Below are 25492 nucleotides of genomic sequence, written 5' to 3'. Positions count from 1 at the left end.
CATTAGCAATCACGAGCCAGGAGCAGCCATGAGCCAAGAATTAACCAGCCCGCTGCAATTGCCGCTGCACGGCAGTGTATTGATTGAAGCCAGTGCTGGTACCGGTAAAACCTATACCATAGCAGCGCTGTATTTACGTTTTATTCTGGCGCATCTGCCGAGGCTGACAGCGGCGGCCAGTCGCAGCACACCGCTATTGCCGGCTGATATTCTGGTGGTGACCTTTACCAAGGCGGCAACGGCCGAGCTAAAGGATCGGATCCGTCAGCGTTTAGTGGAGGCGGCGGCGGTATTTCGTGACGCTTCGGCCAGCGCCGATGCGGTGTTGCAGGCACTAAAAGTCGATTTTGCCCCGCAGCATTGGCCGGAATGTGCCTATGCGCTGCAAATGGCCAGCGAAGCCATGGATGAAGCCAGTGTAAAAACCATCCATAGCTGGTGCCAGCAGGTGCTGCGCGAGCATGCGTTTAATAGCGGCAGTTTGTTTCAACAGGAGTTGCTGACCGATCTTAGCGCCCTGCAATTAGAGGCGGTAAGAGACTTTTGGCGCAGCTGCTGCTATCCGCTACCTGAAGCACAGCTGCAGCAGATCCAGGCTTTATACCGTACACCGGAAGCCTTACTCGATGATCTAAGGCCACTATGGGCACAGGCCAGTGCCAGTTCTGAGCCGGTACAATTAGCTGAGCTGCTGTTGGCGGCTGAGCAAGCTTATCAGCAGCGGCTAAGTAGCGCCTTTTACTACTGGCAACAGGCGTTACCGGCCTGGCTGGATTGGATTGCCGCGGCCGAAGCGGCCGGCAGCTTTAGTAAACCCAGAACCTATAATCTGAAAAAAGCCCGTCAGGATTTTGCGCCCTTGCTGGATTGGACGGCCTTACCTGTTGCTGAGGCCGTAACGCAGTTACCTGAACTAAAAACCTCTTTTGTCGATAATTATGGCAAGCAGTTTTACCAGCATTATCAGGGTGAGCCGCTGGCAGCGGATTGGCCGGCGGCCTTGCTGGATCTGGTTGCGCTACTCTCCGAGGGGCCGGCGCTGCGGCCATTACTGTTACCAAAGGCGGTAACTTGGTGTAAGGCCCGGCTGGAGCAACAACTGCAGCAGCAAGCCAAAATGGGCTTTGATGACATTATCCAGCAATGCCGGCGTGCATTGGAGGGTGATGCCGGGCCGGCACTGGCCGCTATTTTACGCCAGCAGTACCCGGTGGCGATGATTGACGAGTTTCAGGATACCGATCCGGCGCAGTACGCCATTTTCAATGTGGTATACCAGCTGGCCAGCAATGCAGCGGCACAGGCAGTCTATTTGATTGGCGATCCGAAGCAGGCGATTTATGCCTTTCGTGGCGGCGATATTTTCACCTATCTGCAAGCCCGCCGCGATACCGTAGGGCGCCACTATACGCTGACCACCAATTTCCGCTCCAGTAAGCAGATGGTGGCGGCCGTTAATGCGTTGTTTCGTCCGGCGGAGCAAAGCGCCGCCAGGCAGGCATTTTTATTCGCTGACAGCAGCGGCAACCCGTTGCCCTTTACTGAAGTTAACGCCAGGGGCGTTAAAGCTGAACTGGTGATTGACGGTCAAGCGGCCGCGGCTGCCTTAACCCTGTGGACCGCCAGCGTCGGCAGTTTCGACGAGGGTGCAGACGATAGCAAAGCACTGAGTAAAACCCTGTACCGGGAGCAGTTGGCGGGCCGGGTTGCTGACTATATTGGCGCTTTGCTGGGCAGTGCGGCCGTCGGGCGCACGGGTTTTATGCTGCAGCAGGAGGCTGCGACAGCGCCGACCTTACAACCGCTGCAAAGCAAAGATATTGCGATTTTGGTCAGTACCCATCAGGAAGGGCATTTGATCCAGCAGCAGCTGCGTGAGCGCGGCATGGCCAGCGTGTATTTATCGGATCGTAATTCCGTGTTCGACAGTGAAGTGGCCAGCGATCTGTATTTGCTGTTGCAGGCCTGTGCCGAGCCGGCCAATCAGCAGGCGCTGCTAAACGCGCTCTATACGCCACTGGTGGCCTTGCCGCTGGCGCAGTTGGATGCGCTAAGGCATGACGATAGGCTTTGGCAGCAGTATCAGGAATGGTTTTATCAGTTTAGCCACTGCTGGCAGCAGCGCGGCGTATTGGCGCTGATCCGCCAGTTAGTGCAGCAGTTTCAGGTGGCAGAGCGGGTGTTAGTGAACGCCGGTGGCGAGCGCTATCTGACCGATTTACTGCACCTGGCCGAGCTGTTGCAGCAGGCCAGTGTCAAACTGGATGGTGTGCATGCTTTGCTGCGCTATCTCTATCAGCATCTGTACCAGCAGGAAGCCATTGCCCAGCCTGCCGATGATCAGATAGTGCGGCTGGAAAGTGATGCTGAGCTGATCCAAATTGTCACCATCCATAAATCGAAAGGGCTGGAGTATCCACTGGTATTCTTGCCCTTTATCAGCCTGTGCCGTCCGGTAAGTCATGATGACCGGCTGGTAAGCTTTCATAATGAAGCCGGTGAACTGGTGCAAAGCCTGACGCCCGGTAAGCTTGAACTGGCAACCGCCGATCAGGAGCGGCTGGGCGAAGATATCCGCAAGCTCTATGTGGCGGTGACCCGGGCCAAATATGCGACCTGGCTTAGTTTAAGTCCGGTAGGTGATTGGCAGCGCTCAGCGCTGGCCTATCTGCTGGGCTGTGATCAGGCGACAGAGCCGCTGCAGCTGCTACAGCAAGCCGAGGCGCTGTGGCCTGCTAATGGCAAAGACATTCAGGTGGTTGCCTTGCCTGCTTTTAGCACACCGCAGCATTTGCCGCCGGTGCTTAGTGGCTCAGCCTCACAGTTTGCCGCGCGGCAACGCAATACCGCGCAGCCATTTGTGCCCTGGTGGATCGCAAGTTATTCGGCGTTAACCTATGGTGCTGCCAGTCAGGGCGATACCGCGCTGGAACATAACCTGTTGGAAGAACAGGCCAGTGCGCTGCTTGCAGAAGTCATGCCGAATGCCTCCCCGGCAACCCTGGCAGCAGACAGTACAGCGCAGTTTGCCGCTGTAGCGCAGTACTTGCCAGCAACGCCAGACTTAGTCAGTTTGCATGACTTTCCACGCGGCGCCGGGCCAGGAACCTTGCTGCATAACTTGTTGCAGGATGCAGCCGAGCACGGCTTCGCCGCCGTGGCTGCAGATCCTGAGCTGTGTCAAAGCCTGGTTGCCCGGCGCTGCCGCCACGGCAGCTGGGCGCAGCGCGCAGAGTTATTAAGTCGTTGGTTACATGGCTATCTGCAGCTGAGTTTTCCGTTACCGGGGGGGGGGCAGGTAGCACTTAATGCCTTGCGTAGCTATCGGGCTGAGCCTGAGTTCTGGTTCGCCGTGCAGGGGGTCAGTACCCGGCAACTGGATAAGTGGGTTAGTGCCGCTGTGCTGGGCGGTGCCGCCAGACCTGAGCTTAGCCGCAACTACTTAAATGGCATGTTAAAAGGCTTTATCGACTTGCTGTTTGAACATCAGGGTAAGTACTACGTGCTGGATTACAAATCAAACTATCTGGGGCCGGATGATGCGGCTTATCACCCGGCAGCGATGCAACAGAAAATCTTACAAAGCCGCTATGAGCTGCAATATGTGCTTTATAGCCTGGCCCTGCATAAGCTTTTAAAAGCCCGCTTAAAAGGCGCTTACAGCTATCAGCAGCATATCGGCGGCGTGGTATATCTGTTTTTGCGTGGCCAGCAAGCCAGCAGCCGGGGCGCCTTTATCGATCGGGTACCGGAGTCGTTGATCCTAAGTTTAGAGCAATACTTTATGCAACAAGAGCCACAGTCTGCTGTGGAGGTCGCCGATGCTGATTAGTACAATGCTACCTGAGGTATTACAACGGCTGCAGGATCGTCAGGCGATGCTGGCGCTACTGGCCGCCTATCAGCGCCAGCAGCTGTTAAGTCAGCTTGACCTGGCCTTTGCCCGCTTTCTGGCGCAGAACGCACCCACAGTACAACCGTTGAGTTTGTTGCTTGCTGCCTTACTGTCACGGCAGGTTGGCCGCGGCCATGTCTGTTTGCCACTGGCGGATTTACTGGCCGATGCGCCACAGCTACTCAATTACCAGAGTGCGCAGTTAACCCCTGAGGCGTTAAGCCAGCAGGATGGCAGTCTGTTACCGGATCCGGCGCTGCTGCTGGCGTCATATAGTCTGGAAGAGCTGGAGGCCAGCCTGGCACAGTGTGATACGGTGCTTACCGTAACACCGGCCAACGCTGAGTCGATTGCCAGCGCAGCGCCGGGACGGCCGCTGGTATTAGATCAACAGATACTCTATTTCGCCCGCTATTGGTCAGCAGAGCAACAGATCGCCGCCGACTTGCGCGCTTTAATGCAAGCGGTAACGCTGCTGGCTGAGCCAGCGCAGCTAAAACGTTATCTGGATCAGCTGTTTGGCGCTGAGTCGTTAGCCGCCAGCGCTGGCGATGCCTTCGCTCAGATCAATTGGCAAAAGCTGGCCTGTGCCAATAGCTTGCGTAGCCGTTTTAGTGTGATCACCGGTGGGCCGGGCACCGGTAAAACCTATACCCTGGTGCGCTTACTGGCGCTGTTACAGCGTTTGTCGGCCACGCCACTGACTATCAAGCTGGCAGCACCCACCGGTAAAGCCGCGGCGCGGATGAAAGAGGCGATTACCCAGGCGATGCAAAGCTTACAAGCGCTGGCAGAGGACTGGCAGAGCGCGGTTGCCGCGATCCGCGCCGACAGCGCGACCCTGCATAAACTGTTGGGGGTACAAGCCGGCAGCCGGCAATTTAAGCATCAGCGCAGTAAACCGCTGGCGCTTGATGTGTTGATTGTCGATGAAGCCAGTATGATTGATATTGAGCTGATGCAGGCGCTGCTAGCGGCACTGCCGGCGGATGGCCGCCTGATTTTGTTAGGTGATAAGGATCAGCTGGCCTCAGTAGAAGCCGGCGCTATTTTAGGACAGCTTTGTCAGGATGCCGAGCAGGGTGGCTATAGTGCAGAAACTATGGCTTATCTGCAGCAATTCAGCGCCGCACCCATACCAGCGCAGTTGGCAACCAGCACGCCGCGGCAGCGGCTACAACAGGTGGTGATGTTGCGGGTTAGCCGGCGTTTTGATCAACACAGTGGTATTGGCGCCCTGGCCCGCGCAGTCAATCAGGGTGAGCAGGCGCAGGTCGATTATTTGTTATCAGGTCAGGCGGGCTATCAGGATCTGCAGTTATTAGCCGGGGAGCCGGAGCAAGATCCGCTGCAACAGTTAGCAGCCTTGTGCCGTCGTGGCTTTGCCGCCTACTGGCAGCAGCTAGCGGCCAAACCTGACGCGGGTGCCGAGGCGGGCGCTATTGAGCAGTGGGCGCGGGCGGTGCTTAACAGCTATCAGCAATTTCAGTTATTAACGGCCGTGCGTGAAGGTCCCTTTGGCGTTGTCGGTTTAAATCAGCTGGTACAACAGGCCTTGCCGCAACTGCCGGCCAGTCGCAGTTTGCAGCAGGATAGCTGGTATGAGGGGCGGCCGGTAATGGTTAGCAGTAATGACTATAATCTGAATTTGCGTAATGGTGACATCGGCATTGTCCTGATTTCACCGCAGGATCAGCAAAAACGTGTGGTCTTTATTGATGCTGATAACCAGTTAAGGTGGATCTTACCTAGCCGCCTGGGTGCTGTTGAAACCGTCTTTGCGATGACAGTGCATAAGTCGCAGGGCTCAGAGTTCAGTCATACCGTGCTGGTGTTGCCGGAGCGGGATAACCCGGTACTCTGCCGCGAGCTGTTGTATACCGGTATTACCCGGGCGGCAAAGCAACTGACTCTGGTGGTGCCAGACTATCAGGTGCTGAAACAGGCGGTGCAAAGACGCACCGTGCGGGCCGGGCGCTTGCCCTTAGATGAATAAAACCATTAGCAAAGGATACTACTATGGTGTTTCGGATCGGTATTTTAACAGCCTTAATGATATTACTGAGCGGCTGTGCCCAACCGCTTCAATCAAAGCAGGGTGCGGCAGCTGCGATGTCTGCTGCGCCCCCAATGACTGCTGCACCCCTAATGTCTGCTACGCAGAGAGCGCAACAAGACGCGGCGGACCAGCACTATCAGCTGTTGCTCTCAGAGGTGCAGCAAGCACCAGAGCCAAGGCGACTGGCCAGTTTGCGGCAGGCCTATACCAAAACCTCAGCTTACCGGCCATACAGTATGGTGGAGCGGGCACTGTCCAGTCTGATGTTTGAAGCCATCGCCAAAAAAGACTGGCAGCAGTGTTTGAGTCATACTACCAAACTATTAGCGGAGCAGTTTATCAGCTTAAACGGCCATTATGGTGCTATGGTCTGTCAGTTTGAGTCGGGCAATACCGAGCAGGGCGAGTATCATCAGGAAGTGTTAGACGGTCTGATGGCCGCAATCTGGCAAAGTGGTGATGGTAAAACGCCGGAAACCGCATTTTTCTGTACCAGCACCACTGAGCTCTATACCTTTATCAATCTGCATGGTTTTAATGCTAAGGCTCAGGCGCTGGTGTGGCATCAGGAGCAACCCTTTGATTTGATGACTATCGTTAATCCACGCGATGAGCATGAGTTTAACTGGTATTTTAATATCAGTGCCCAGATGGCGCGTGGTATCGTTGAATAAAATCGCTGAGTCAAATTGCTGAGTAATGGCCCTGATGCAAGAACGTAATCTGCGCAATTTCTATATCCCGGAAGAACAGTCGATCTATCTGCTGAACGCCAATGACGCGAAAAAGCTGAAAGATTGGGTGGCGCTCTGTATCAGCAAGTTACAACAACTGGGATACCGGGATATCCATTTGCTCGGTAAAGGTGCTTACGGTTTTGCCTTTGCCGGCTTTGGCATTAACGACGAATGCTATGTGTTTAAGTTCTCGCGGATTAATCTGCCGCAGCATATTCAGGAACGGCTTGCCGATGAAGCCTATATGTTGTCGCAGGTACAACATCCGGCGGTGCCGCGTTATATCACTTATCAGGTAGTGCGCAAGCAGGGCATTCTGATGATGGATCGGGCGCCGGGTATTGATTTAGAGCAATACAGCCTGCAGCATGGCCGCCTGCCGGTGCGTTTGCTGGTGGATTTGGCGGCGCAACTGGCTGAGTTGTTGCAATATTTACGTAGTATCGAAAAAGACGGCGCGCCGGCGCCGATAGTCCATGGCGATATTAAGCCGTCCAATCTGGTGTTTGAGGAGCAAAGCGGCCACCTGAGCCTGATTGACTGGGGCTCCTCGGTGTTTGCTCAGTTGGATCACGAGGGGCATTATCTGTCGAATAATGTGATGCAGCTGATGTCAGCCGATCTGCAACACTCCAATGCCCGGATGGGCGATGTCTACTTTATTGGCCCGGAACAGCGCAGCGGGCAGTTATCCAGCCCACGCTTTGACGAGCAGGGCGTCGCCAGTACCCTCTATGCGCTGGCCTCGGGGCAGGCCTGCCGTTTCGGCCGCAAAGCTATTCCGGCACGTAGTCTGGGTTTGCCGCTGGAGTTTGCCACCATGCTTGATAGTATGCTGGCCGATGATCTGACATTACGCCAGCAGGCCGGTGATTATTTTATTAAGCAGATGCCGCGTCTAAAGCAGTTGGTATTACCGGAACTGCCGCTGTTTGATGACAGCCCCGTATTGCCGGTTTGGGTGAGCCCACAGCGGCGTGAGCTGGATACCGTGGTGTACTCGTCGCGCAAATCCTTTTTACGCGAGCATAACGAAGAGCTGGATATCGCCTACATCGATGATGTGCAGCTGGAACGCTATTACAAAAACTATCTGGAAGGGATGGGCGAAACCGAAAAAGCCTTTATCGCTGCCGTCAGCCGGCTCGGGCGCTATCCGGTTGTGGGCGGTTTAGCCATCCACTGGCAGGCCGGCGGCATCTATATCGACAGCAGTCTGAATTTATATGATCAGAGCCTGAGTCAGGCCTTCGCGCTGGCGGTCAATAACGTGGTGACGCTGGCCCGCGCTATTGGCAAGGTCGGGATCTTTAAAGCCTGTTTATTTAATGCCCGCAATACTATTCATATTAGCCGCGCATCGGAAGCTGAGCCCTTTGTGGCGCCAGCAGAGAGTCGAATTCCGTATCAGCTGGCGCCGGTACTCAGTGCAGAAGAGGCCAGTAAGCAGCACTCTTATTTTGAAGATGGCAAGGATCCGGATGAGCAACTGGTATTACCCGATGCCATTATGGACGATATCGCGCGGCTTAACCTGATCCGGCATACCGGTTGTATTATCTTTGAGGTCACGCCCTTATATATGAAAATCCACAGCTACTACCGCCTGCTGGATCCGGCGGCTGAACCAGAATTTAACCGGCTACTGCAGAGTATTCTCAGTAAGGTCGGTTTAATCAGTGGTGACGGAGTTGGGGGCTTTATGAAGCTGCCATATAAAGACACCCGCAAGTTCAGTCATCAGAGTCAGGCACCACAGCTGTTGTATCCCGCCAATCCATTACAGTTTAACGCCGCGAGCGGCCCTTGCTGAAATAAGCAGCAATTAACGCTGTTTAGTGTACTGACTGCGCCTGGCCGCCAGCGCGACGCGCTAAAAAAGGTTTAAATTAGTGCTTAAAACAAGTAATGTACTGCTTTTGACCCTAACTCACTTTACGAACGAAGATGTCGAGCGAAAAACACGCACTCTATGCTGAATTGCTGCAGCAGGCTAAGGCTTTGCTGCAGGAAGAAACCGATGTGATTGCCAATATGGCCAATTTCAGTGCTTTATTATTTCAAAGCCTGCCTGATTTAAACTGGGCAGGCTTTTACATTATGCGTCAGGGGGAACTGGTACTGGGCCCGTTCCAGGGTAAGGTGGCGTGTGTACGGATCCCGGTGGGCAAGGGCGTCTGTGGTACCTGTGTCGCAACGGGGGAAATCCAACGCGTTGCCGATGTGCATGAATTCCCGGGTCATATCGCCTGTGATGCCGCCAGTAATTCAGAGATTGTGTTACCGGTAAGGCAAGGTGGTGACATTATTGCGGTACTGGATATCGACAGTCCGTCACTTAACCGCTTTGACGACGTCGATCAGCAAGGCCTGGCTGCCTTGGTTGCTGCGTTTGAACAAGCCTTGGTTGCCGCCTGATGAAAGACTTGCTCTCGGTACAGGATTACCTGCTGCAGGTGGAAGAAGTCGGTGACTGGGACGGCGAAGAAGAGCTGGTTGCCGATAAGTTTAATGCCATAGTGCATAGTGTATGGGATGCCTTGCCTGACAGCCTGAGTATTACCCAAATCCAGCAATTGATGCCACAATTGTGGGAACAGCTGCGCGGCGATACGGTATTACTGGACGCTGACGAAGACGAACTGATTGATTGGGCGCTGTCCTATATCCAACAACAAATAGAAGAAGGCATGGCTGATGACGAGCCTGCTGCTGACGAAGAAGAGTGAATGCTGCATGACCATTGCAACCCCCGTAACGGCTGAAACCCCGGAACAAGCAACAACCCTGGAACAAGTAACAACCGAGCAACAAGCTGTTCCGACATCAGAAAAACCTGCTAATGTTAAAGATGTACTGGCATTTCTATGTCAGAGCTTTCCGAAATGCTTTATTAGCAGCGGACCTTTACAGCCATTAAAAGTCGGTATCTTTCAGGACTTGGCCGCCCGCTTAGGTGAAAACGCGACGGTGAGTAAAACCCAGCTGCGCCAGGCGCTGCGCGTTTACACGTCCAGTTGGCGTTACCTGGAGGCGACTAAAGAAGGCGTAAACCGGATTGATTTGGAAGGCCAACCGGCCGAGCTGATTGACGCCCAACAGGCAGAGCATGCGGCAAAATTATTGGCGGAAAGTAAACAAAAAGCCGCTGAGAAACGTAAGGTAAAACAGCAGGAGCAACGGGCACAGCAAACTGCTAAGCCTCAGGCTGACAGAGCAGCTGCGAAAGACAAAGTGGCAAGACCGGTACAAAAAAACGCGAACAAAAATCCAAAAGCAGCCTCTAATGCTGCACAGCGGTCGGCAAAACCAGCCCGTGCAGCAGAAAAGCCTGCAGTGGTACAGCCAGTAGTACAACTAACAGCCTTGGTTGCTGAACAGCTGAAAGTAGGGGCAGCGGTGCTGGTTAAACTTGGTTCAAGCCCAATGCCGGCGACGGTAACCGAAGTCAATTTGCCTGATGTGACAGTGCAGTTGAGTTCAGGCATGGTCATCAAAACCCGTCAGGATAGCCTGTATCAAGCCTGACGTAAAACGAGAGAGTTATGAAGAAATTTTCCCTGATAGCGGTTGGATTATTTTTAGCTTTAGGTGTAGCAGCGGAGTCGGTGAGTCCGCCGGATATCAATGCCTTGCCGGTGATCAATCAGTCACCGCAGCATGCCACGGCAAGTAAGCGTGTCGCAGCCACCTTTACCCGGGCTCACTATATTCCGGTACAGTTAAATGATGAGCTGTCAGGGCGAATTTTCGACCTCTACCTAAAAAACCTCGATTTTTTCCGCAATCATCTGCTGGCCAGTGATGTGGCGCAGTTTGAGCAATATCGTAATCAGTTTGACGATGCGATTAACCGCGGCAATCTGAGTTTCGCTTTTGATATGTTTAATCTGGCGCAGCGTCGCCGTTTTGAACGCTTTGACTTTGCCATTGCCCAGTTGGCGCAGGAGCATGACTTTGAAGCCGATGACTATTATGTCTACGATCGTGAAGATGCGGCCTGGCCGGTCGATAATGCCGAGCTGGATGAGTTATGGCGGCAGAGAGTCAAGTTTGACCTGTTGAATCTGAAGCTGACTGGCAAAAAGCTGGATGAAGCGAAAGAGATCCTGGAAAAGCGTTACCGCAATACCCAAAAACGCTTAATGCAAACCAATAGCGAAGACGTTTTCCAGCTGGTGATGAATTCGTTCGGCCGGGCAGTGGAAGCGCACACCTCTTATCTGTCGCCGCGCAATGCAGAGCGCTTCCAGCAGGATATGAATCTGCAATTGGAAGGTATTGGTGCCGTGCTGCGTGCTGAAGAAGACTATACCGTGATCCAGAGTCTGGTACCCGGTGGTCCGGCAGACTTAACCCAGCGTCTAAAGCCGAAGGATCGGATTATTGGTGTGGCGCAGGATAACAAAGACTTCGTAGACGTGGTGGGCTGGCGCCTGGATGACGTGGTGGATTTAATTAAAGGTCCCAAAGGCAGCCGGGTGCGGTTACAGGTGTTAGGTGGCAGTGATCTGAATAATCAAACACAGATCGTTGAGATTGTGCGCGACAAGATCCGACTGGAAGATCGGGCTGCAAAATTTGAAGTGTTACAGCCGAAGCTGGGCGAGTTACAAAGCAAGGTAGGTGTTATTACCATTCCGGGCTTTTACAATAACCTGTCTGAAGATGTGAAAAAGTTGCTGACCGAAGCCAATGAACAGAAAGTCGAGGCACTGATTGTTGATTTGCGTGGTAACGGTGGCGGCTCACTGCAGGAAGCGACGCTACTGACCGGCCTCTTTATTGAACGCGGTCCGGTGGTACAAATCCGTTACGGTGATGGCAAAATTGACTTAAATGGCGATCGCGATGGCATTTCTTACTATGATGGTCCGCTAACGGTATTGGTTGACCGGTACAGTGCTTCAGCGTCTGAGATCTTTGCCGCAGCGATGCAGGACTATGGTCGGGCCCTGGTGATTGGTGAGCAAACCTTCGGTAAGGGTACAGTGCAGCAGCACCGTGGTATTGGCCGCATCTACGATATGTTTGAGCAGCCATTGGGTAGCGTGCAGTATACGATGGCCAAATTCTACCGCATTAACGGCGGCAGTACTCAGCACAAGGGTGTGATCCCCGATATCAGCTTCCCATCGGCGATTGATCCGGCGGAATGGGGTGAGAGCAAAGAAGATTATGCTTTACCCTGGGATGCCATAGCCCCGGCACAGTATAGTGCGCAGCAGGACATTCAGCAGCTGGTACCGGCCCTGGTGAAGAAACATCAGCAACGCATTGCCAATGAAGTAGAGTTTAGTTATCTGCTGGCGGATATTGCTGAATATCAACAACAGAAAGATGATAAACGCATTTCACTGAACAAAGCGGAGCGGATTGCCAAACGCGAAGCCGACGAAGCGCGAGCACTACAGCGCACTAATGAGCGTCTGAAGCGGTTGGCCCTGCCTACCGTGAAGTCGGTAGATGATGCGCCGGAAGTACTGACCAAGCTGGATCCACTACTGGAAGAGGCCGCTTATATTACGTCTGACTGGTTGCAGTTAAACCGGCTGGCGAAGAAATAGCCAAAGCAAGAAAAGGCGGTTTTTACCGCCTTTTCTCAATAATAATACGTATTACAACAACATAATAATTATAAAGGTTAACTATGTCGGGAACTCGTCAATCCGTGCACGGCCTCTGGTCGAGCCGTCTGGCTTTCATTCTTGCAGCCACCGGAGCTGCAGTCGGTTTAGGTAATATCTGGAAATTCCCCTACATTATGGGACAAAACGGCGGCGGTGCCTTCGTATTGGTCTACCTGTTATGTATTTTTCTAATCGGTATTCCGGTGATGATGTCGGAAGTGCTGATTGGCCGGCGTGGCCGGCAAAGCCCCGGTTTATCGGTGAAAACCCTGGCACTGGAAGCCAATGCTAGTACCCGCTGGCAACTCGCCGGTTGGAGTGGCCTGGCGGCCAGCTACCTGATCCTGTCGTTCTATGCCGTGATCGCCGGTTGGGCGCTGTACTATGTGTACAAAACGGCCGTCGGCACCTTTGTTGATATGCCAGCCGCCGAAGTCGGCGCTGAATTTGGCCAGTTTATCAGTAATCCTTATTTATTAATGGGATTCTCCGCCGTCGTACTGGCACTGACGATCTATGTGGTTGGCCGCGGTGTGCATAAGGGGCTGGAAAAAGCCGTTAATTATCTGATGCCAGCGTTGTTTGTGTTGTTGTTATTGATGGCAATCTACTCTGCTTTAAACGGCGCCTTTGCCGAAGCGCTGGAGTTTATGTTTAAGCCTGACTTCTCCAAGCTGACTATGAATGGGGTACTGCTGGCGCTTGGGCATGCCTTTTTTAGTTTAAGCCTGGCCTCAGGTGCAATGATTATTTATGGTGCTTACCTACCGTCTAATGTGTCTATCGGCAAAACCACGCTATTAATCGCGCTCTGTGATACCGCTGTGGCTTTACTGGCCGGCTTAGCGATTTTTCCGCTGGTATTCGGTTATGGTTTAACCCCGGCCGAGGGCCCGGGCCTGATTTTTGTTACCTTACCGATTGCCTTCGGTGCTATGCCCTTTGGTACCTTATTTGGTACGCTGTTTTTTGTCATGTTAGTCTTTGCGGCCTTCACTTCCGCCATAGCAATGATCGAGTCGACCGTTGCCTGGCTGGTTGAAACGAAAGGCTTAAAGCGTTACCAGGCAACATTAGGTACTGGTATCTCTTTATGGTTGCTCGGGTTGGCAACGGTGTTCTCATTCTCTGGTGCTGCCTGGGCGACGCTGGACTGGACTCTGCTCGGCAAACCTATTGCCAGTTTATTTGAACTGAAAGATTATCTGACTTCGGCAATTATGTTGCCAATTGGTGGGCTCTTTATCGCGATCTTTACCGGTTGGGTGATGTCGGAGCGGGCCAGCCGTGAAGAGTTGGCGACCAGCAAGCTGGCGTATCAGTGCTGGCGCTTTGCTATCCGTTGGATCACGCCGGTAGCAGTGATTATTGTGTTTTTCAATCTGATTGGGGTGCTGGATATCTTCCGTGCCTTTAGCGGCAACTAACGGAGAAGCAGCAAATGGATAACACAACACAAAAAGCGCCGAGTTTGCTTGATGCATTGCTGCCGATGGTGGTGCTGATTGCCTTATTGGCAGCGTCAGTGATCCTGTTTAAAGATGACTCGTCCTATGGCCCGAACCAAATTGCGCTCTTTATTGCGGCTGCGGTTGCCGTGGTGATTGGCCTGAAAAATGGCCATAGCTGGCAGTCGATTGAACAGGCCATGGTAAAGGGGATTTCGCTATCGCTGGCAGCGGTATTAATTCTGCTGGCGGTGGGCGCGTTGATTGGCACCTGGCTGTTGTCTGGTACTGTTCCTACGCTGATTTATTTCGGTTTACAGCTGCTTAGCCCGAGCTGGTTCTATGCCGCCAGCTGTATTCTGTGTGGTATTGTGGCCATGAGTATCGGCAGTAGCTGGACCACTGCCGCGACTATAGGTGTGGCGTTGATTGGTGTCGCGACCGGCCTGGGTTTATCGCCGGCTATTACCGCCGGTGCCATTGTCTCAGGCGCTTATTTTGGCGATAAGATTTCGCCACTGAGTGAAACCACTAACCTGGCGCCGGCTGTCGCGGGTGCCGATCTGTTCCAGCATATCCGGCATATGCTGTGGACCACTATTCCCAGCATAGTACTGGCGTTGCTTGGCTTTGTGCTGATCGGCTTTAACAGTACCGTCAGTGCCGACCTGGCGCACATTGAGCAAATCAGTGCCGTGTTGCAGAGTCAGTTTAATATTAGTCTGTGGACATTGGTCCCGCTGGCAGTACTACTGCTGATGGCGATGCGTAAGATCCCGGCTTTTCCGACGGTCTTTATCGGTGCTTTACTCGGTGGTGTCTGGGCGCTATTTTTCCAGCAAGAGCTGATTAGCCGCTTAGCGGATGAGCAATTACCGGCACTGGTGGCGGTATTTAAACTGGTGTGGCAGACACTGTTTGCCGGTTTTAGTATCAGTACCGGCAATGACGATATGGACAGTTTGCTAAGTGGTGGCGGTATGGCCAGCATGCTGAATACGATTTGGTTAATTTTCTCGGCCATGATGTTTGGCGCTGTGGTTGAGCATATTGGTTTACTGCGTAAGTTTGTCGAGTCGATTTTGGCCTTTGCGCGCAGTACAGGTTCGTTAATTACCAGCACTATGGCAACTTCGCTGGCGACCAATATCTTAACCGCTGATCAGTATATGTCGATTGTGATGCCGGGTCGGATGTATAAAGAAGAGTATGAGCGCCGGGGCCTGGCGCCGGTTAATCTGTCGCGGGCACTGGAGGATGGCGGCACCATTACCAGCCCTTTAATCCCGTGGAATACCTGTGGTGCCTATATGCACGGCGTACTGAACGTTAATCCACTGGATTACCTGTTCTATGCCTTCTTTAACCTGATTAATCCGGTGCTGGCGGTGATCTATGCCTATCTGGGTATTAAGATCTTACGCCTAACGCCGCCGGAGTCGGTTGCCCCCATCTTAGCCGGTAAAAATAGCTAGCAAAAAAGCCTGAAGTGATTCAGGCTTTTTAACATCAGACAGCAGTAGAAGTAGGAATATATCGTATGAGCGATCTTCGTCAGCCAAAACGTTTAGCGGACTATCAGATCCCGGCCTTTGTGATTGAGCAAACCAGGTTGCGGGTTGAGCTGCATCCGACCGCAACCCGCGTGCAGTCTGAGTTAGTATTCCGACGCCAGAGTGCAGGACCTTTGTGGTTAGATGGTCAGGCCTTAACCTTAATCAGTATCGAGCTGAATGGGCAGCCACTGCAGCAGACAGAGTATCAGCTGAATGACAAAGGACTGATGATCACCGATCCGGGGGCAAGCGGTAGCCTGCAACTGGTTACTGAAATAAATCCTGAGCAGAATACTGCGCTGGAAGGCTTATATCTGGCAGAAGGGGTATATTGCACACAATGCGAGGCAGAGGGCTTTCGGCGGATCACCTATTACCCGGACCGACCCGATGTACTGTCAGTATTTACCACTACGCTGGTCGCTGATACGGTGCAGTTGCCGTTTTTACTGTCGAACGGTAACAAGGTTGCAACCGAGCTACTGGCCGATGGCCGTACAGCGGTTACCTGGCATGATCCCTTTGCCAAACCCAGTTATTTGTTTGCGCTGGTTGCCGGCGATTTTGACCGGTTGGCTGATCGTTTTACCACTGCCGGTGGCCGTGAGGTAGAGCTGGAGTTTTTTGTCGAGAAAGGTAAGGGCAGTCGTGCCGGTTTTGCGCTGTCGTCATTGATGCGGGCGATGCGTTGGGATGAGCAGCGCTTTGGTCTGGAGTATGATCTGGATCGCTATATGGTCGTCGCCGTTGATTTTTTTAATATGGGGGCGATGGAAAATAAAGGGCTGAATATTTTCAATAGCAAGTACGTACTGGCAGATGATGTTACTGCCACCGATCGCGATTACTTTAATATCGAATCTATTATCGGTCATGAATATTTCCATAACTGGACGGGGAACCGTGTCACCTGCCGCGATTGGTTTCAGCTGAGTTTAAAAGAGGGCTTAACAGTATTTCGCGATCAGGAGTTTAGCGCCGATATGGCCTCTGCCACCCTGACCCGGATTGATGCGGTAAAGCTGATCCGTACTGCCCAATTTGCCGAAGATGCCAGCCCGATGGCGCATCCGATCCGCCCGCCGCAAGTGCTGGAAATGAATAATTTCTACACGGTCACAGTGTATGATAAAGGCGCAGAGGTGATCCGGATGTTGCAAACCTTACTCGGACGTGACGGCTTTACTGCAGGCCATAGTCTGTATTTACAGCGCCATGATGGGCAGGCGGTAACCTGTGATGATTTTGTGCAGGCCATGCAGGATGCTACTGGTCAGGATCTAACGCAGTTCCGCCGCTGGTATAGTCAGTCCGGCACACCGGAATTAACCGTTTCCAGTCAGTACGATCCGGATAGGCAACAGCTTAGACTACAGCTGCGTCAACACACTGCGGCAACAGCTGATCAGCTGTCAAAGTTACCCTTGGTGATCCCGGTAAAAATTGAGATCCTGCAACCCGCAACGGGCCGCCGCCAGCAACAACTATTGGTGCTAAGCGCCGAGTCGGCCGAATTTTTATTTGATAACATTGCTGATAACCCGTTAGTGGTCTGGCTGGAGGATTTCTCCGCGCCGGTTAAGTTACATTGCCAGTATACTGCCGCGCAGTGGCTGAGCATTGCCGAGCTGGCCAGTAATGATTTTGCACGCTGGGATGCGATGCAGCAATACTGGAGTCAGTTGTTGCAGCAGACCATCGCTGCGGCTGAACTACCCACGTTAAGTCCGGCTTTGCTTGCGCTGTATCGCCGTTGGTTGCAACAGCCGCTGGCTGATCTGGCGTTAACGGCGGAACTGTTACAGCTGCCGGATTTTGATAGTCTGGCCGAGCAATATCAGCAGATCCCGGTCGAGGCGCTGGTGCAGGCGCTGGACAGCCTGCAGCAGCAACTGGCCACGGCCTTGTATGAAGATTGGTTGGCCTGTTACCAGCGTTTAACTGTAACACCCTATGTTTATGAACAAACGCAAGTCGGCTGCCGGGCGCTACGGAATCTGTGCTTAAGCTATCTGGTGCACGGCGCAGCAGGCGCTGCTTTAATGCAGCAACAATACCACAGTGCTGACAATATGACCGATCGTCTGGCGGCTTTGCGTTGTGGCCAGTTAGCAGGAGTAGCTGAAACAGCCGCCTTGCTAAAGGATTTCGCGGCGCGCTTTGCTGATGATGTGCAGGTATTGGACAAGTACTTTAATCTGGTCGTCAGCTCGCCCAAAGCGCAAGTTTTTGCTGCCATGGTGCAGTTAACCGAGCATCCGGCCTTTAGCTGGAAGAATCCAAACCGGGTCAGGGCGGTGTATGGCGCATTTTCACAGCGTAATCCGGCGCAATTTCATCGGGCTGATGGTGAGGGTTACCGTCTGCTGGCCGATGTCGTAGGCCGGCTGGATCAGGTTAATCCGCAGCTGGCGGCACGCTTAATTACGCCGCTGTTATCCTGGCAGCGCTATGATCAGCAGCGGCAGCAGATTTTAATCGCCTTACTACAGCAATTGGCTAAGCGTAGTGATCTATCCGATGACCTGTATGAGAAGGTTAGTAGAAGCCTGGTATGAGTCGCAGCTATTTGTTTGGGGCATTTTTGTCAGTTGAAAAATGTCAGCGTTATTACCAAGGGCAATCGCGCTACGTGCTGGTTACCGCGGACAGTGGCGAGCGGATCCAGCTCGCTTTCCGGCATTTCCAACCCTTTATCAGCGCCATTGGCATCCGTGGCCGTTTCCGGTTAACGGTAACGGACAATGGAGAATTTTTGCAACTGGAAAAAATTAATTAGAGTTTATACTTTAAACAAGAGATTAAAACATTAACTTGCATTATTAGCTGGTTTGACCTTTAATTTCATTAGCTTAGCTTTAGGTGTAGCTGGTCCGGCCTGCAAGGTTAAACTGTAAACCGTCGATGCCAGCGCCTAATACCGCAATACGGTTAAAAATTGAATAAAAATCAACAGATTTACATTTAGGCAAGCCTTGCTAACGCCGGTAAATGATGTAATTATTTTAATGAAAGGAACTGGTTTGAGCTCTGCTCAGCTACCAGCACAATAAATAAAAAAGCACATAACACTACCTGTCGGGACAGGGGGGGAGACAACAACATGAAGAAAAGGCCAATCCGCTTTGCAAAAAGTCCGTTGGCAGCCGGTATTGCCACCGCGCTGTTCGCGCTGTCTTATGCACCGGCTCAGGCAGCCACTTTTAATTTCGGTGATGTAGAAGTGGTGTTTGACTCGACCTTCTCATACGGTGCCAGTTGGCGCACTGAGGAGCGTAATTGGGACACTATTGCCAAAGTCAATCATCCACGCTTTAACTGGACCGGTTACAACGCTGCGACTAACGTTATCTATACTCCCTCCGAAATTTGGCTCAGACCGGGCGCCTATTCCAGCAACGGCGACGCCGGCAACCTGAATTTCGACCGTGGTGATATGTTCAGTAGTATGTTTAAAGGCTTGCACGAGTTGTCGATTAAGAAAGATAACATCGGTTTCTTTAGCCGTTTTATGTACTTCTATGACACAGCAATGAACAGAGGCAGCTTTGCCTATACTAATCCGCTGAGTGGTAACAAGGTTGATCCTTGTGACGATAAACGCTCGCGCGAACTCGCCTGTAAAGATATACGTTTACTTGATGCCTTTGTGTACGGCAATTTCTCCTTTAACGATGGTATGAATCCGGTCACTATCCGGGTGGGTAATCAGGTATTGAGCTGGGGTGAAAGCACCTTTATCCCGCACGGTATCAATATTACGCCGGTCGACGTCGGGATCCTGCGCGCACCGGGTGCGGATTTAAAAGAAGCCTTTATTCCTACCGGTATGGTAACGCTGGCTGTCGGTCTGACCGATCAACTGTCAGCAGAGCTGTTCTATCAGTACAGCTGGCAGGAAAGCTATCTGCCACCTCCGGGCACTTACTTCTCAACTAACGACTTTGCTGGCCGCGGTGGTTATGCCCAGAATATTCAGTTAGGTTTCTCCGGTAACCCGGATATTGACCTGGCGTTCATACTGCAAAATCTGAATGGTTTAGGTGCTGCGGTAGCGGCCGGTCAGATTTCTGCTGCCCAGGCATCACAAATTTATCTGGCGTATCCTACCAAGGTTGCACTGCGGCCTTTTGGTGATGCCGGTGAAATTAAGCCCGATGATGGCGGTCAGTACGGTATTAAACTGGAATATTTCGCGCCTAACTTAGGCGATACCGAGTTTGCGCTGTATTACATGAATTATCACAGCCGGGTGCCGGTGATCTCAGGTATTGCCTCAGATTTCCGCCAGCAGGCGATTCAGGCCGACCTGGGTTATCTGGTACAAAACGCCGGTAATCTGAACAAAGACAATGTACAGAACCTGCGGGCCTTCTCTAAAGGCTTACTGGAATATCCGGAAGATATCAAACTTTACGGCTTTAGCTTTAACACCAACTGGGGTACGACCTCGGTCGCCGGTGAAATCGCTTACCGTAAAGATGAACCGCTACAGATCGACGACGTGGAAATTCTGTATGCCGGTATGCCAGAGCAGCTAGGTAATGCCGGTATTCGTCCGGATCTGGTCGGTATCTCGCAACTTGGTCGTTTTATTGGTACCAAAGCGACACCGGGAGATTATGCCCAAGGCTATATCTTACGTGATACCGTGCAAGCACAAACAACCATTACTCATCTGTTTGGCCCGACGCTGGGTGCAGATAACTTCACAATGTTAGCGGAAGTGGGTGGCGTGCGGATTAACAATATGCCAGCGCAGGACGTGCTGCGGCTAAATGGTCCTAATACTGACCGTAGCGGCGCGCCATTAATTGGTGCTAATGGTCCGTCACAAGGTTTACACACTGGTTTATCGAATGGCCCTGAAACTAACCCGTTTCCAACGGCATCGGCCTGGGGTTACCGGGTGTTAGCCAAGGCGGATTACAACAACGTGTTTGCTGGGGTGAACTTATCACAGCGTCTGGTGTTCTCACATGATGTGAACGGTATTACACCTGATCCACTGTTTATGTTTGTTAAAGATCGTAAGTCTGCGTCTTACGCTGTGTCTTTCGATTACCTGAACAAATGGTCTGGCGAATTAAGTTATAACTGGTTCTGGGGCGGCGTGGGCACTACCAATAACACCGCTGACCGTGACTTTATTTCTTTCAATATCAAGTACTCTATTTAAGGGACGAGCGCGAATTATGAAAAAACTCACCCTATTAGCATCAGCTGTTGCGCTGGTGTTCAGTTGTAATGCTCTGGCAAAGTTACCGGCAGATCAGGTGGCGCGTCTGGGGCAGGACTTAACGCCGGTTGGCGCTGAGAAAGCAGGTAATGCTGCCGGTACCATTCCAGAGTGGACTGGCGGTATTCTGGCAGCACCAGCGGGTTATAAGCCAGGTGATCATCATCCTAATCCGTTTGCGGATGATAAAATCCTGTTTACTATTACCAAAGCCAACCTGGAGCAATACCGGCAATTCCTGAGCCCGGGGCAGATTGCGTTGTTTGATCTGTATCCTGATACGTTCAAAATGAATATCTACCCAACTCGTCGTAGTGCTTCATTTCCACAATATTTTTATGATGCTACTAAGAAGATTGCCGCTAACGCCGAATTAGTTGAGGGTGGTAATGGTCTGCGTAATGCTGCCATTGGTATCCCGTTCCCAATCCCAAGCAACGGTCTGGAAGCAATATGGAACCATGTCGTCCGTTACCGTGGTGTTGCGGCCAGCCGTAATGGTGGCCAGGCTGCACCAACTGCGCAGGGCGCTTATACCATTATCGGCTTTGACGAGCAGATTATGTTTAAGTATTCCCACCCGGATGCGACCCCGGAAGTACTGCAGTCTGAAAATATTCTGTTCCGCTTTAAGCAAAGCGTCACCACGCCAGCCCGTCTGGCCGGTACTGCTTTATTAGTACACGAAACCATGGACCAGGTGGCAACGCCGCGTCAGGCCTGGACCTATAACACCGGTCAGCGTCGGGTGCGTCGCGCGCCAAACGTGGCCTACGATGCGCCAGGTACGGCATCGGATGGTCTGCGTACTACCGATGATTTTGATATGTTTAACGGCTCGCCTGACCGTTACAACTGGGAGTTAAAAGGTAAGCGCGAAATGTATATCGCTTACAATGACTACAAGTTGCACAGCAATAATCTGAAGTACTCAGATATTCTGATGCCTGGTCATATTAATCCTGAACATGTTCGTTATGAGAAACACCGGGTCTGGGTAGTGGAAGCGACCTTGAAAGAGGGTACCCGACACGTTTATGGCAAACGGGTGTTCTTTATCGATGAGGATAGCTGGCAGATCCATGTTGCCGATCTGTACGACAACCGTGGTGATCTGTACCGCGTTGCCGTGGCGCACGGTTTAAACTACTACGAAGTACCAACGCACTGGAGTACGCTGGAAGTTTATCATGACCTGAACTCGCGCCGTTATATCGCGATTGGTCTGGATAACGAAGATAAGATGTATGACTTCTCTGTCACCTTATCTGATAACGACTTCACACCAGCATCGCTGCGTCGTGAGGGTACCCGCTAAACCGGGTGCCGGAAAAAGGCTGGCTCGAGCCAGCCTTTTTTTTAACTGCAGGCATCAGCCTGCGCTTGATAATCAGAGCGTGTAACTAAGCTATGCATAAGTATTTTCTGGCCGGCTGTATGTCGGTGTTGTCCCTGACCCATCTGGCCATTGCCGTTGCCGAAACTGACGATGAAATTGCCGATGCCGCACCCAAGGCGGCCTTTATGGTACCACTGGCCGAACGCAGTTTATTGACGGATGTGGTCGCGATCCCAACGGCTGGTTTTGCTGCGGTCGGAGAACGCGGTCATATATTGTTAAGTGCTGATGGTCGGCAGTGGCAGCAGGCGCAGGTACCGGTGCAGGCACTGCTGACCTCCGTTTATTTTGTCGATGCGGATTATGGTTGGGCCGTTGGGCACGATGCCACTATTCTGCACACTCAGGATGGCGGCAAGAGCTGGCAGATCCAGCAATTTCTGCCACAACTCGACAAGCCGTTAATGGATGTCTATTTCTTTGACCGCCAGCGTGGCATGGCCATTGGTGCTTACGGCATGTACTATACCACTCAGGATGGCGGTGACAGCTGGCACAAGGCCTTTTATCTGGCACTGGCTTCGGAAGAAGATCAGGAGTTTCTGGCTGAGTTAGCAGAGACTGATCCTGAAAGCTATTTGTTGGAGCGCGAGTCGGTACTGCCGCACTTTAACCGCTTAATGGTGCAAGGCGATGAAATCCTGATGGTGGGCGAGGCGGGCTTTGTTGCTGTCAGTCAGGATGGCGGAGAAAATTGGCAACGGCTGGAAAACTTTTATAACGGCTCTTTGTTTGATGTGCATCGCACCAAGCAGGGTTCGTTACTGGTAGCGGGGCTACGCGGTAATGTGTTTCGCAGCACAGATGACGGCGAAAGCTGGCAAGATATCAGCTTACCGCAATCGGCGACGCTTAATAGCATCTTTGAAGATGAACAGGGACAACTTTTCCTGACCGGGAATGCCGGCACCCTGTTACTCAGTAGCGATGATGGGCAAACATTTCGCGATCTGTCGCAAACTGACGGTCGGGCAATTTTAAATGGTCTGCCACTGGCAGGACAGTTGGTGCTGGTGACGGAAACTGGTGTGAGATTAACCTCGATAAGTAAGTCTGAATAATATGAGTATAAATTGGCTGGTTAATAAGTTCGAATATAGCCTGTTTCGACATCGCCTGGCGGTGCTGGTGCTGTTTGCGCTGGCCACGCTGTTTTTATTATGGCGGGCCACCGACATCAAGCTCGACGCGGCCTTTAGTAAGAATATTCCGCTCAAGCATGAATATATGCAAACCTACCTCAAGCATGAGCAGGATTTTGGTGGCGCCAATAACATCTTGATCGCCATGTGTGATGCCAGTGGCGATATTTTCAATGCTAACTTCTTTGATAACTTCCGCCGTGCTCACGATGATGTGGTGTATACGCCGGGGGTGGAACGGGTACTGGTTAAATCGCTGTTTAGCCCCAGTACACGCTTTATTGAAGTGGTAGAAGACGGCTTTGCCGGTGGCCCGGTGATCCCGGCTGATTTTACCGCCGATGCGGAAGGTTTGGCCCGGGTTAAAGAAAACGCCGAGAAAGCGGGCATTGTCGGTCGCATGGTCGCAGATGATTATAGCTGTGCGATGATCACCGCCTCCTTGCTGGAGATCGATCCGGAAACCAACCTACCACTTAATACCATCGCCTTTGCCGGCAAGCTGGAAAATGACATCCGCGGTAAATATCAGAGTGAGCAGATCAGCGTCCATATTATCGGTTTTGCCAAGATGGTGGGCGATGTCGCTGAAGGCGCCAAGGGCGTAGTGGCGTTCTTTGGTATCGCCATAGTGATTACGACTATTATGGTGTTCCTGTTCTCGCGCTCGGTGATGTTAACGGTACTACCGATAGCCTGTTCCTTGATTGCGGTGGTCTGGCAGATGGGGCTGTTAACCGTGCTAGGCTTTGGGATCGACCCGATGTCGATTCTGGTGCCATTCCTGGTATTTGCCATCGGCGTCAGCCATGGCGTGCAGATGATCAACTCCACCGGGAAAAGGGTTGCCGCCGGCATGAATGCCAAGGCCGCCGCACAAGCCAGTTTCCGTAAGTTACTGGTACCGGGCGGCGTGGCCTTGTTATCAGATACGGTCGGTTTCCTGACGCTGCTGATTATCGAAATCGGCGTGATCCGCGAACTGGCGATTACTGCCAGTCTGGGTGTGGCGGTGATTATCCTGACTAACCTGATCCTGTTGCCGGTGTTAATGTCTTTTGTGCGCTTTAGCAAGAGCTATCAGCAGCGGGTGTCAGAGCCAAGCCCGGCTACCGAGAAAGTCTGGTATGCGTTATCGGCCTTTGCGACCCGTCGTTACGCCGCGGTGATCCTGGTATGTACAGCCGCGCTGTTCGCTTACGGTTATTGGCAGAGCCAGCAACTGAAAATTGGCGATCTGCATGCCGGCGCACCGGCGCTACATGAAGATTCGCGCTATAACCAAGATACGTTTTTGATCACCGACCGTTTTGCGATCTCGGTAGACTATATCAATGTGATGGTTGAAAGTATCCCAAGTGCCTGTACCAGCCATGACATTATGGACCGGATCGATCAGTTCCAGTGGTTAATGGAGAATGTGCCCGGCGTACAGTCAGCGGTGTCTTTGTCCTCGGTATCGAAAGTGATTAACGCCGCCTATAACGAAGGCAATCCGAAATGGCGGGTATTACCGCGCAATACCCAAAGCCTGGTACAAGCCTCGTCACGGGTTGAAACCAGTACCGGTTTGTTAAACGCCGATTGCTCGGTGATGCCGGTAATGATTTTCCTGGAAGATCACAAAGCTGAAACCATTGAGCGGGTTGTGCGCGCTGCCAAGCTACACGGTACTGAACTGGGTGATGCCGAGACCCGCTTTATGTTAGCCACCGGGCCTGCCGGTGTTATGGCCGCAACCAACGAGGCGGTGAGCGCCGCCCAGCAACCGATGATGTGGTACGTTTATCTTGCAGTGATCGTGCTTTGTTTGTTGAGCTTCCGCTCTGTGAAAGCGACCGCTGCCGTGATCATCCCACTGTATGTGGTGTCGGTATTGGCAACGGCACTGATGACCAAGCTACAAATCGGTTTAACCGTTTCGACCTTACCGGTTATTGCATTGGGTGTCGGTATCGGTGTTGACTATGGTATCTATATCCTGTCGACGATGAGCCAACAGCTGCGCGATGGTATGCCGCTGCGGCAGGCCTATTTTGAAGCGCTGAAAGAGCGCGGCAGCGCCGTACTCTTTACCGGTATTACACTGGCGATAGGTGTCAGCACCTGGGTATTCTCAGCGCTGAAGTTCCAGGTAGATATGGGGATCCTGTTGACCTTTATGTTTATTGTAAACATGTTAGGGGCGATAGTAGTACTACCGGCACTGGCTGCATTTTTCTGGCGCAAAAATAATTAAAAAATATTTTTGCAAATAATTATGCAATGAAAACCAAGAAAATGGCCGAAAGGCCATTTTCTATTTAGAGCCATTGAATAATCAGCCAGAACTGCCTGCAATTCAGTGGTATAACCAGCTTAAAAGCCACAAATATCGCTTCAAAAGC

General features: G+C 52.2%; 16 protein-coding genes. All 16 read left to right on the top strand.

All coding sequences use genetic code 11. The features are described 5' to 3' along the window. The first annotated feature begins 28 nt into the window (after positions 1 to 28). The gene (recB, locus tag AJE_RS01340; protein ID WP_008949317.1) at positions 29 to 3832 is read left to right on the top strand and encodes an exodeoxyribonuclease V subunit beta; all 3804 of its coding nucleotides are present in this window, start codon (positions 29 to 31) and stop codon (positions 3830 to 3832) included. Beyond that, positions 3822 to 5891 (top strand): exodeoxyribonuclease V subunit alpha, encoded by a 2070-nt coding sequence (gene recD, locus AJE_RS01335; RefSeq protein ID WP_008949316.1) that lies wholly within the window; start codon positions 3822 to 3824, stop codon positions 5889 to 5891. The genes recB and recD overlap by 11 nt, the downstream gene beginning before the upstream one ends. A 152-nt stretch (positions 5892 to 6043) precedes the next feature. Further along, entirely contained in the window at positions 6044 to 6628 is a 585-nt protein-coding gene (locus tag AJE_RS01330; RefSeq protein WP_237709276.1) for a DUF4919 domain-containing protein, read from the top strand. Between the two features lie 34 nt (positions 6629 to 6662). Beyond that, a complete protein-coding gene (locus AJE_RS01325; RefSeq protein ID WP_008949314.1) occupies positions 6663 to 8504 on the top strand; it encodes a protein kinase domain-containing protein in 1842 nt (613 codons plus the stop codon). A 134-nt stretch (positions 8505 to 8638) separates the two neighbouring features. Then, positions 8639 to 9109, top strand: a complete 471-nt coding sequence (locus tag AJE_RS01320; RefSeq protein WP_008949313.1) for a GAF domain-containing protein — start codon at positions 8639 to 8641, stop codon at positions 9107 to 9109. Beyond that, positions 9109 to 9420, top strand: coding sequence for a hypothetical protein (locus tag AJE_RS01315; RefSeq protein ID WP_008608374.1), 312 nt, complete (start codon positions 9109 to 9111; stop codon positions 9418 to 9420). Before AJE_RS01320 ends, AJE_RS01315 begins: the two co-directional genes overlap by 1 nt. Beyond that, complete coding sequence (gene proQ, locus AJE_RS01310; RefSeq protein WP_237709275.1) at positions 9389 to 10219, top strand: RNA chaperone ProQ; 831 nt, start codon at positions 9389 to 9391, stop codon at positions 10217 to 10219. Before AJE_RS01315 ends, proQ begins: the two co-directional genes overlap by 32 nt. 17 nt (positions 10220 to 10236) lie before the next feature. Then, on the top strand, positions 10237 to 12258 hold the full coding sequence (gene prc / locus AJE_RS01305; RefSeq protein WP_008949311.1) for a carboxy terminal-processing peptidase: 2022 nt from the start codon (positions 10237 to 10239) through the stop codon (positions 12256 to 12258). A gap of 83 nt (positions 12259 to 12341) precedes the next feature. After that, positions 12342 to 13748, top strand: coding sequence for a sodium-dependent transporter (locus AJE_RS01300; RefSeq protein ID WP_039927859.1), 1407 nt, complete (start codon positions 12342 to 12344; stop codon positions 13746 to 13748). A 14-nt stretch (positions 13749 to 13762) separates the two neighbouring features. Continuing rightward, positions 13763 to 15244, top strand: a complete 1482-nt coding sequence (gene nhaC / locus AJE_RS01295) for a Na+/H+ antiporter NhaC (RefSeq protein ID WP_008949309.1) — start codon at positions 13763 to 13765, stop codon at positions 15242 to 15244. A gap of 65 nt (positions 15245 to 15309) precedes the next feature. Then, positions 15310 to 17883: an aminopeptidase N gene (gene pepN / locus AJE_RS01290; protein WP_008949308.1), complete on the top strand. Its 2574-nt coding sequence runs from the start codon at positions 15310 to 15312 to the stop codon at positions 17881 to 17883. After that, on the top strand, positions 17880 to 18104 hold the full coding sequence (locus AJE_RS01285) for a DUF2835 family protein (RefSeq protein WP_008608384.1): 225 nt from the start codon (positions 17880 to 17882) through the stop codon (positions 18102 to 18104). The genes pepN and AJE_RS01285 overlap by 4 nt, the downstream gene beginning before the upstream one ends. A gap of 324 nt (positions 18105 to 18428) precedes the next feature. Then, positions 18429 to 20504, top strand: coding sequence for a DUF1302 domain-containing protein (locus tag AJE_RS01280; protein WP_008608386.1), 2076 nt, complete (start codon positions 18429 to 18431; stop codon positions 20502 to 20504). A gap of 13 nt (positions 20505 to 20517) precedes the next feature. Further along, the gene (locus tag AJE_RS01275; RefSeq protein ID WP_202799363.1) at positions 20518 to 21882 is read left to right on the top strand and encodes a DUF1329 domain-containing protein; all 1365 of its coding nucleotides are present in this window, start codon (positions 20518 to 20520) and stop codon (positions 21880 to 21882) included. 92 nt (positions 21883 to 21974) lie between these two features. Then, positions 21975 to 23024 carry a WD40/YVTN/BNR-like repeat-containing protein gene (locus AJE_RS01270; RefSeq protein ID WP_008949306.1) on the top strand — a complete coding sequence of 350 codons (1050 nt, stop codon included), beginning with the start codon at positions 21975 to 21977 and terminating at the stop codon, positions 23022 to 23024. Position 23025: 1 nt separating this feature from the next. After that, positions 23026 to 25344, top strand: coding sequence for an efflux RND transporter permease subunit (locus tag AJE_RS01265; RefSeq protein ID WP_008608391.1), 2319 nt, complete (start codon positions 23026 to 23028; stop codon positions 25342 to 25344). Positions 25345 to 25492: the final 148 nt, after the last annotated feature.

The sequence above is a fragment of the Alishewanella jeotgali KCTC 22429 genome, from assembly GCF_000245735.1.
Lineage (GTDB): Bacteria > Pseudomonadota > Gammaproteobacteria > Enterobacterales > Alteromonadaceae > Alishewanella > Alishewanella jeotgali.
This window is presented reverse-complemented; position numbering and strand designations above follow the sequence as displayed.

Coding starts and splice junctions, on each gene's coding strand:
- recB (WP_008949317.1), top strand. CDS start 29: ATGAGCCAAGAATTAACCAGCCCGCTGCAATTGCCGCTGCACGGCAGT.
- recD (WP_008949316.1), top strand. CDS start 3,822: ATGCTGATTAGTACAATGCTACCTGAGGTATTACAACGGCTGCAGGAT.
- AJE_RS01330 (WP_237709276.1), top strand. CDS start 6,044: ATGTCTGCTACGCAGAGAGCGCAACAAGACGCGGCGGACCAGCACTAT.
- AJE_RS01325 (WP_008949314.1), top strand. CDS start 6,663: ATGCAAGAACGTAATCTGCGCAATTTCTATATCCCGGAAGAACAGTCG.
- AJE_RS01320 (WP_008949313.1), top strand. CDS start 8,639: ATGTCGAGCGAAAAACACGCACTCTATGCTGAATTGCTGCAGCAGGCT.
- AJE_RS01315 (WP_008608374.1), top strand. CDS start 9,109: ATGAAAGACTTGCTCTCGGTACAGGATTACCTGCTGCAGGTGGAAGAA.
- proQ (WP_237709275.1), top strand. CDS start 9,389: ATGACGAGCCTGCTGCTGACGAAGAAGAGTGAATGCTGCATGACCATT.
- prc (WP_008949311.1), top strand. CDS start 10,237: ATGAAGAAATTTTCCCTGATAGCGGTTGGATTATTTTTAGCTTTAGGT.
- AJE_RS01300 (WP_039927859.1), top strand. CDS start 12,342: ATGTCGGGAACTCGTCAATCCGTGCACGGCCTCTGGTCGAGCCGTCTG.
- nhaC (WP_008949309.1), top strand. CDS start 13,763: ATGGATAACACAACACAAAAAGCGCCGAGTTTGCTTGATGCATTGCTG.
- pepN (WP_008949308.1), top strand. CDS start 15,310: ATGAGCGATCTTCGTCAGCCAAAACGTTTAGCGGACTATCAGATCCCG.
- AJE_RS01285 (WP_008608384.1), top strand. CDS start 17,880: ATGAGTCGCAGCTATTTGTTTGGGGCATTTTTGTCAGTTGAAAAATGT.
- AJE_RS01280 (WP_008608386.1), top strand. CDS start 18,429: ATGAAGAAAAGGCCAATCCGCTTTGCAAAAAGTCCGTTGGCAGCCGGT.
- AJE_RS01270 (WP_008949306.1), top strand. CDS start 21,975: ATGCATAAGTATTTTCTGGCCGGCTGTATGTCGGTGTTGTCCCTGACC.
- AJE_RS01265 (WP_008608391.1), top strand. CDS start 23,026: ATGAGTATAAATTGGCTGGTTAATAAGTTCGAATATAGCCTGTTTCGA.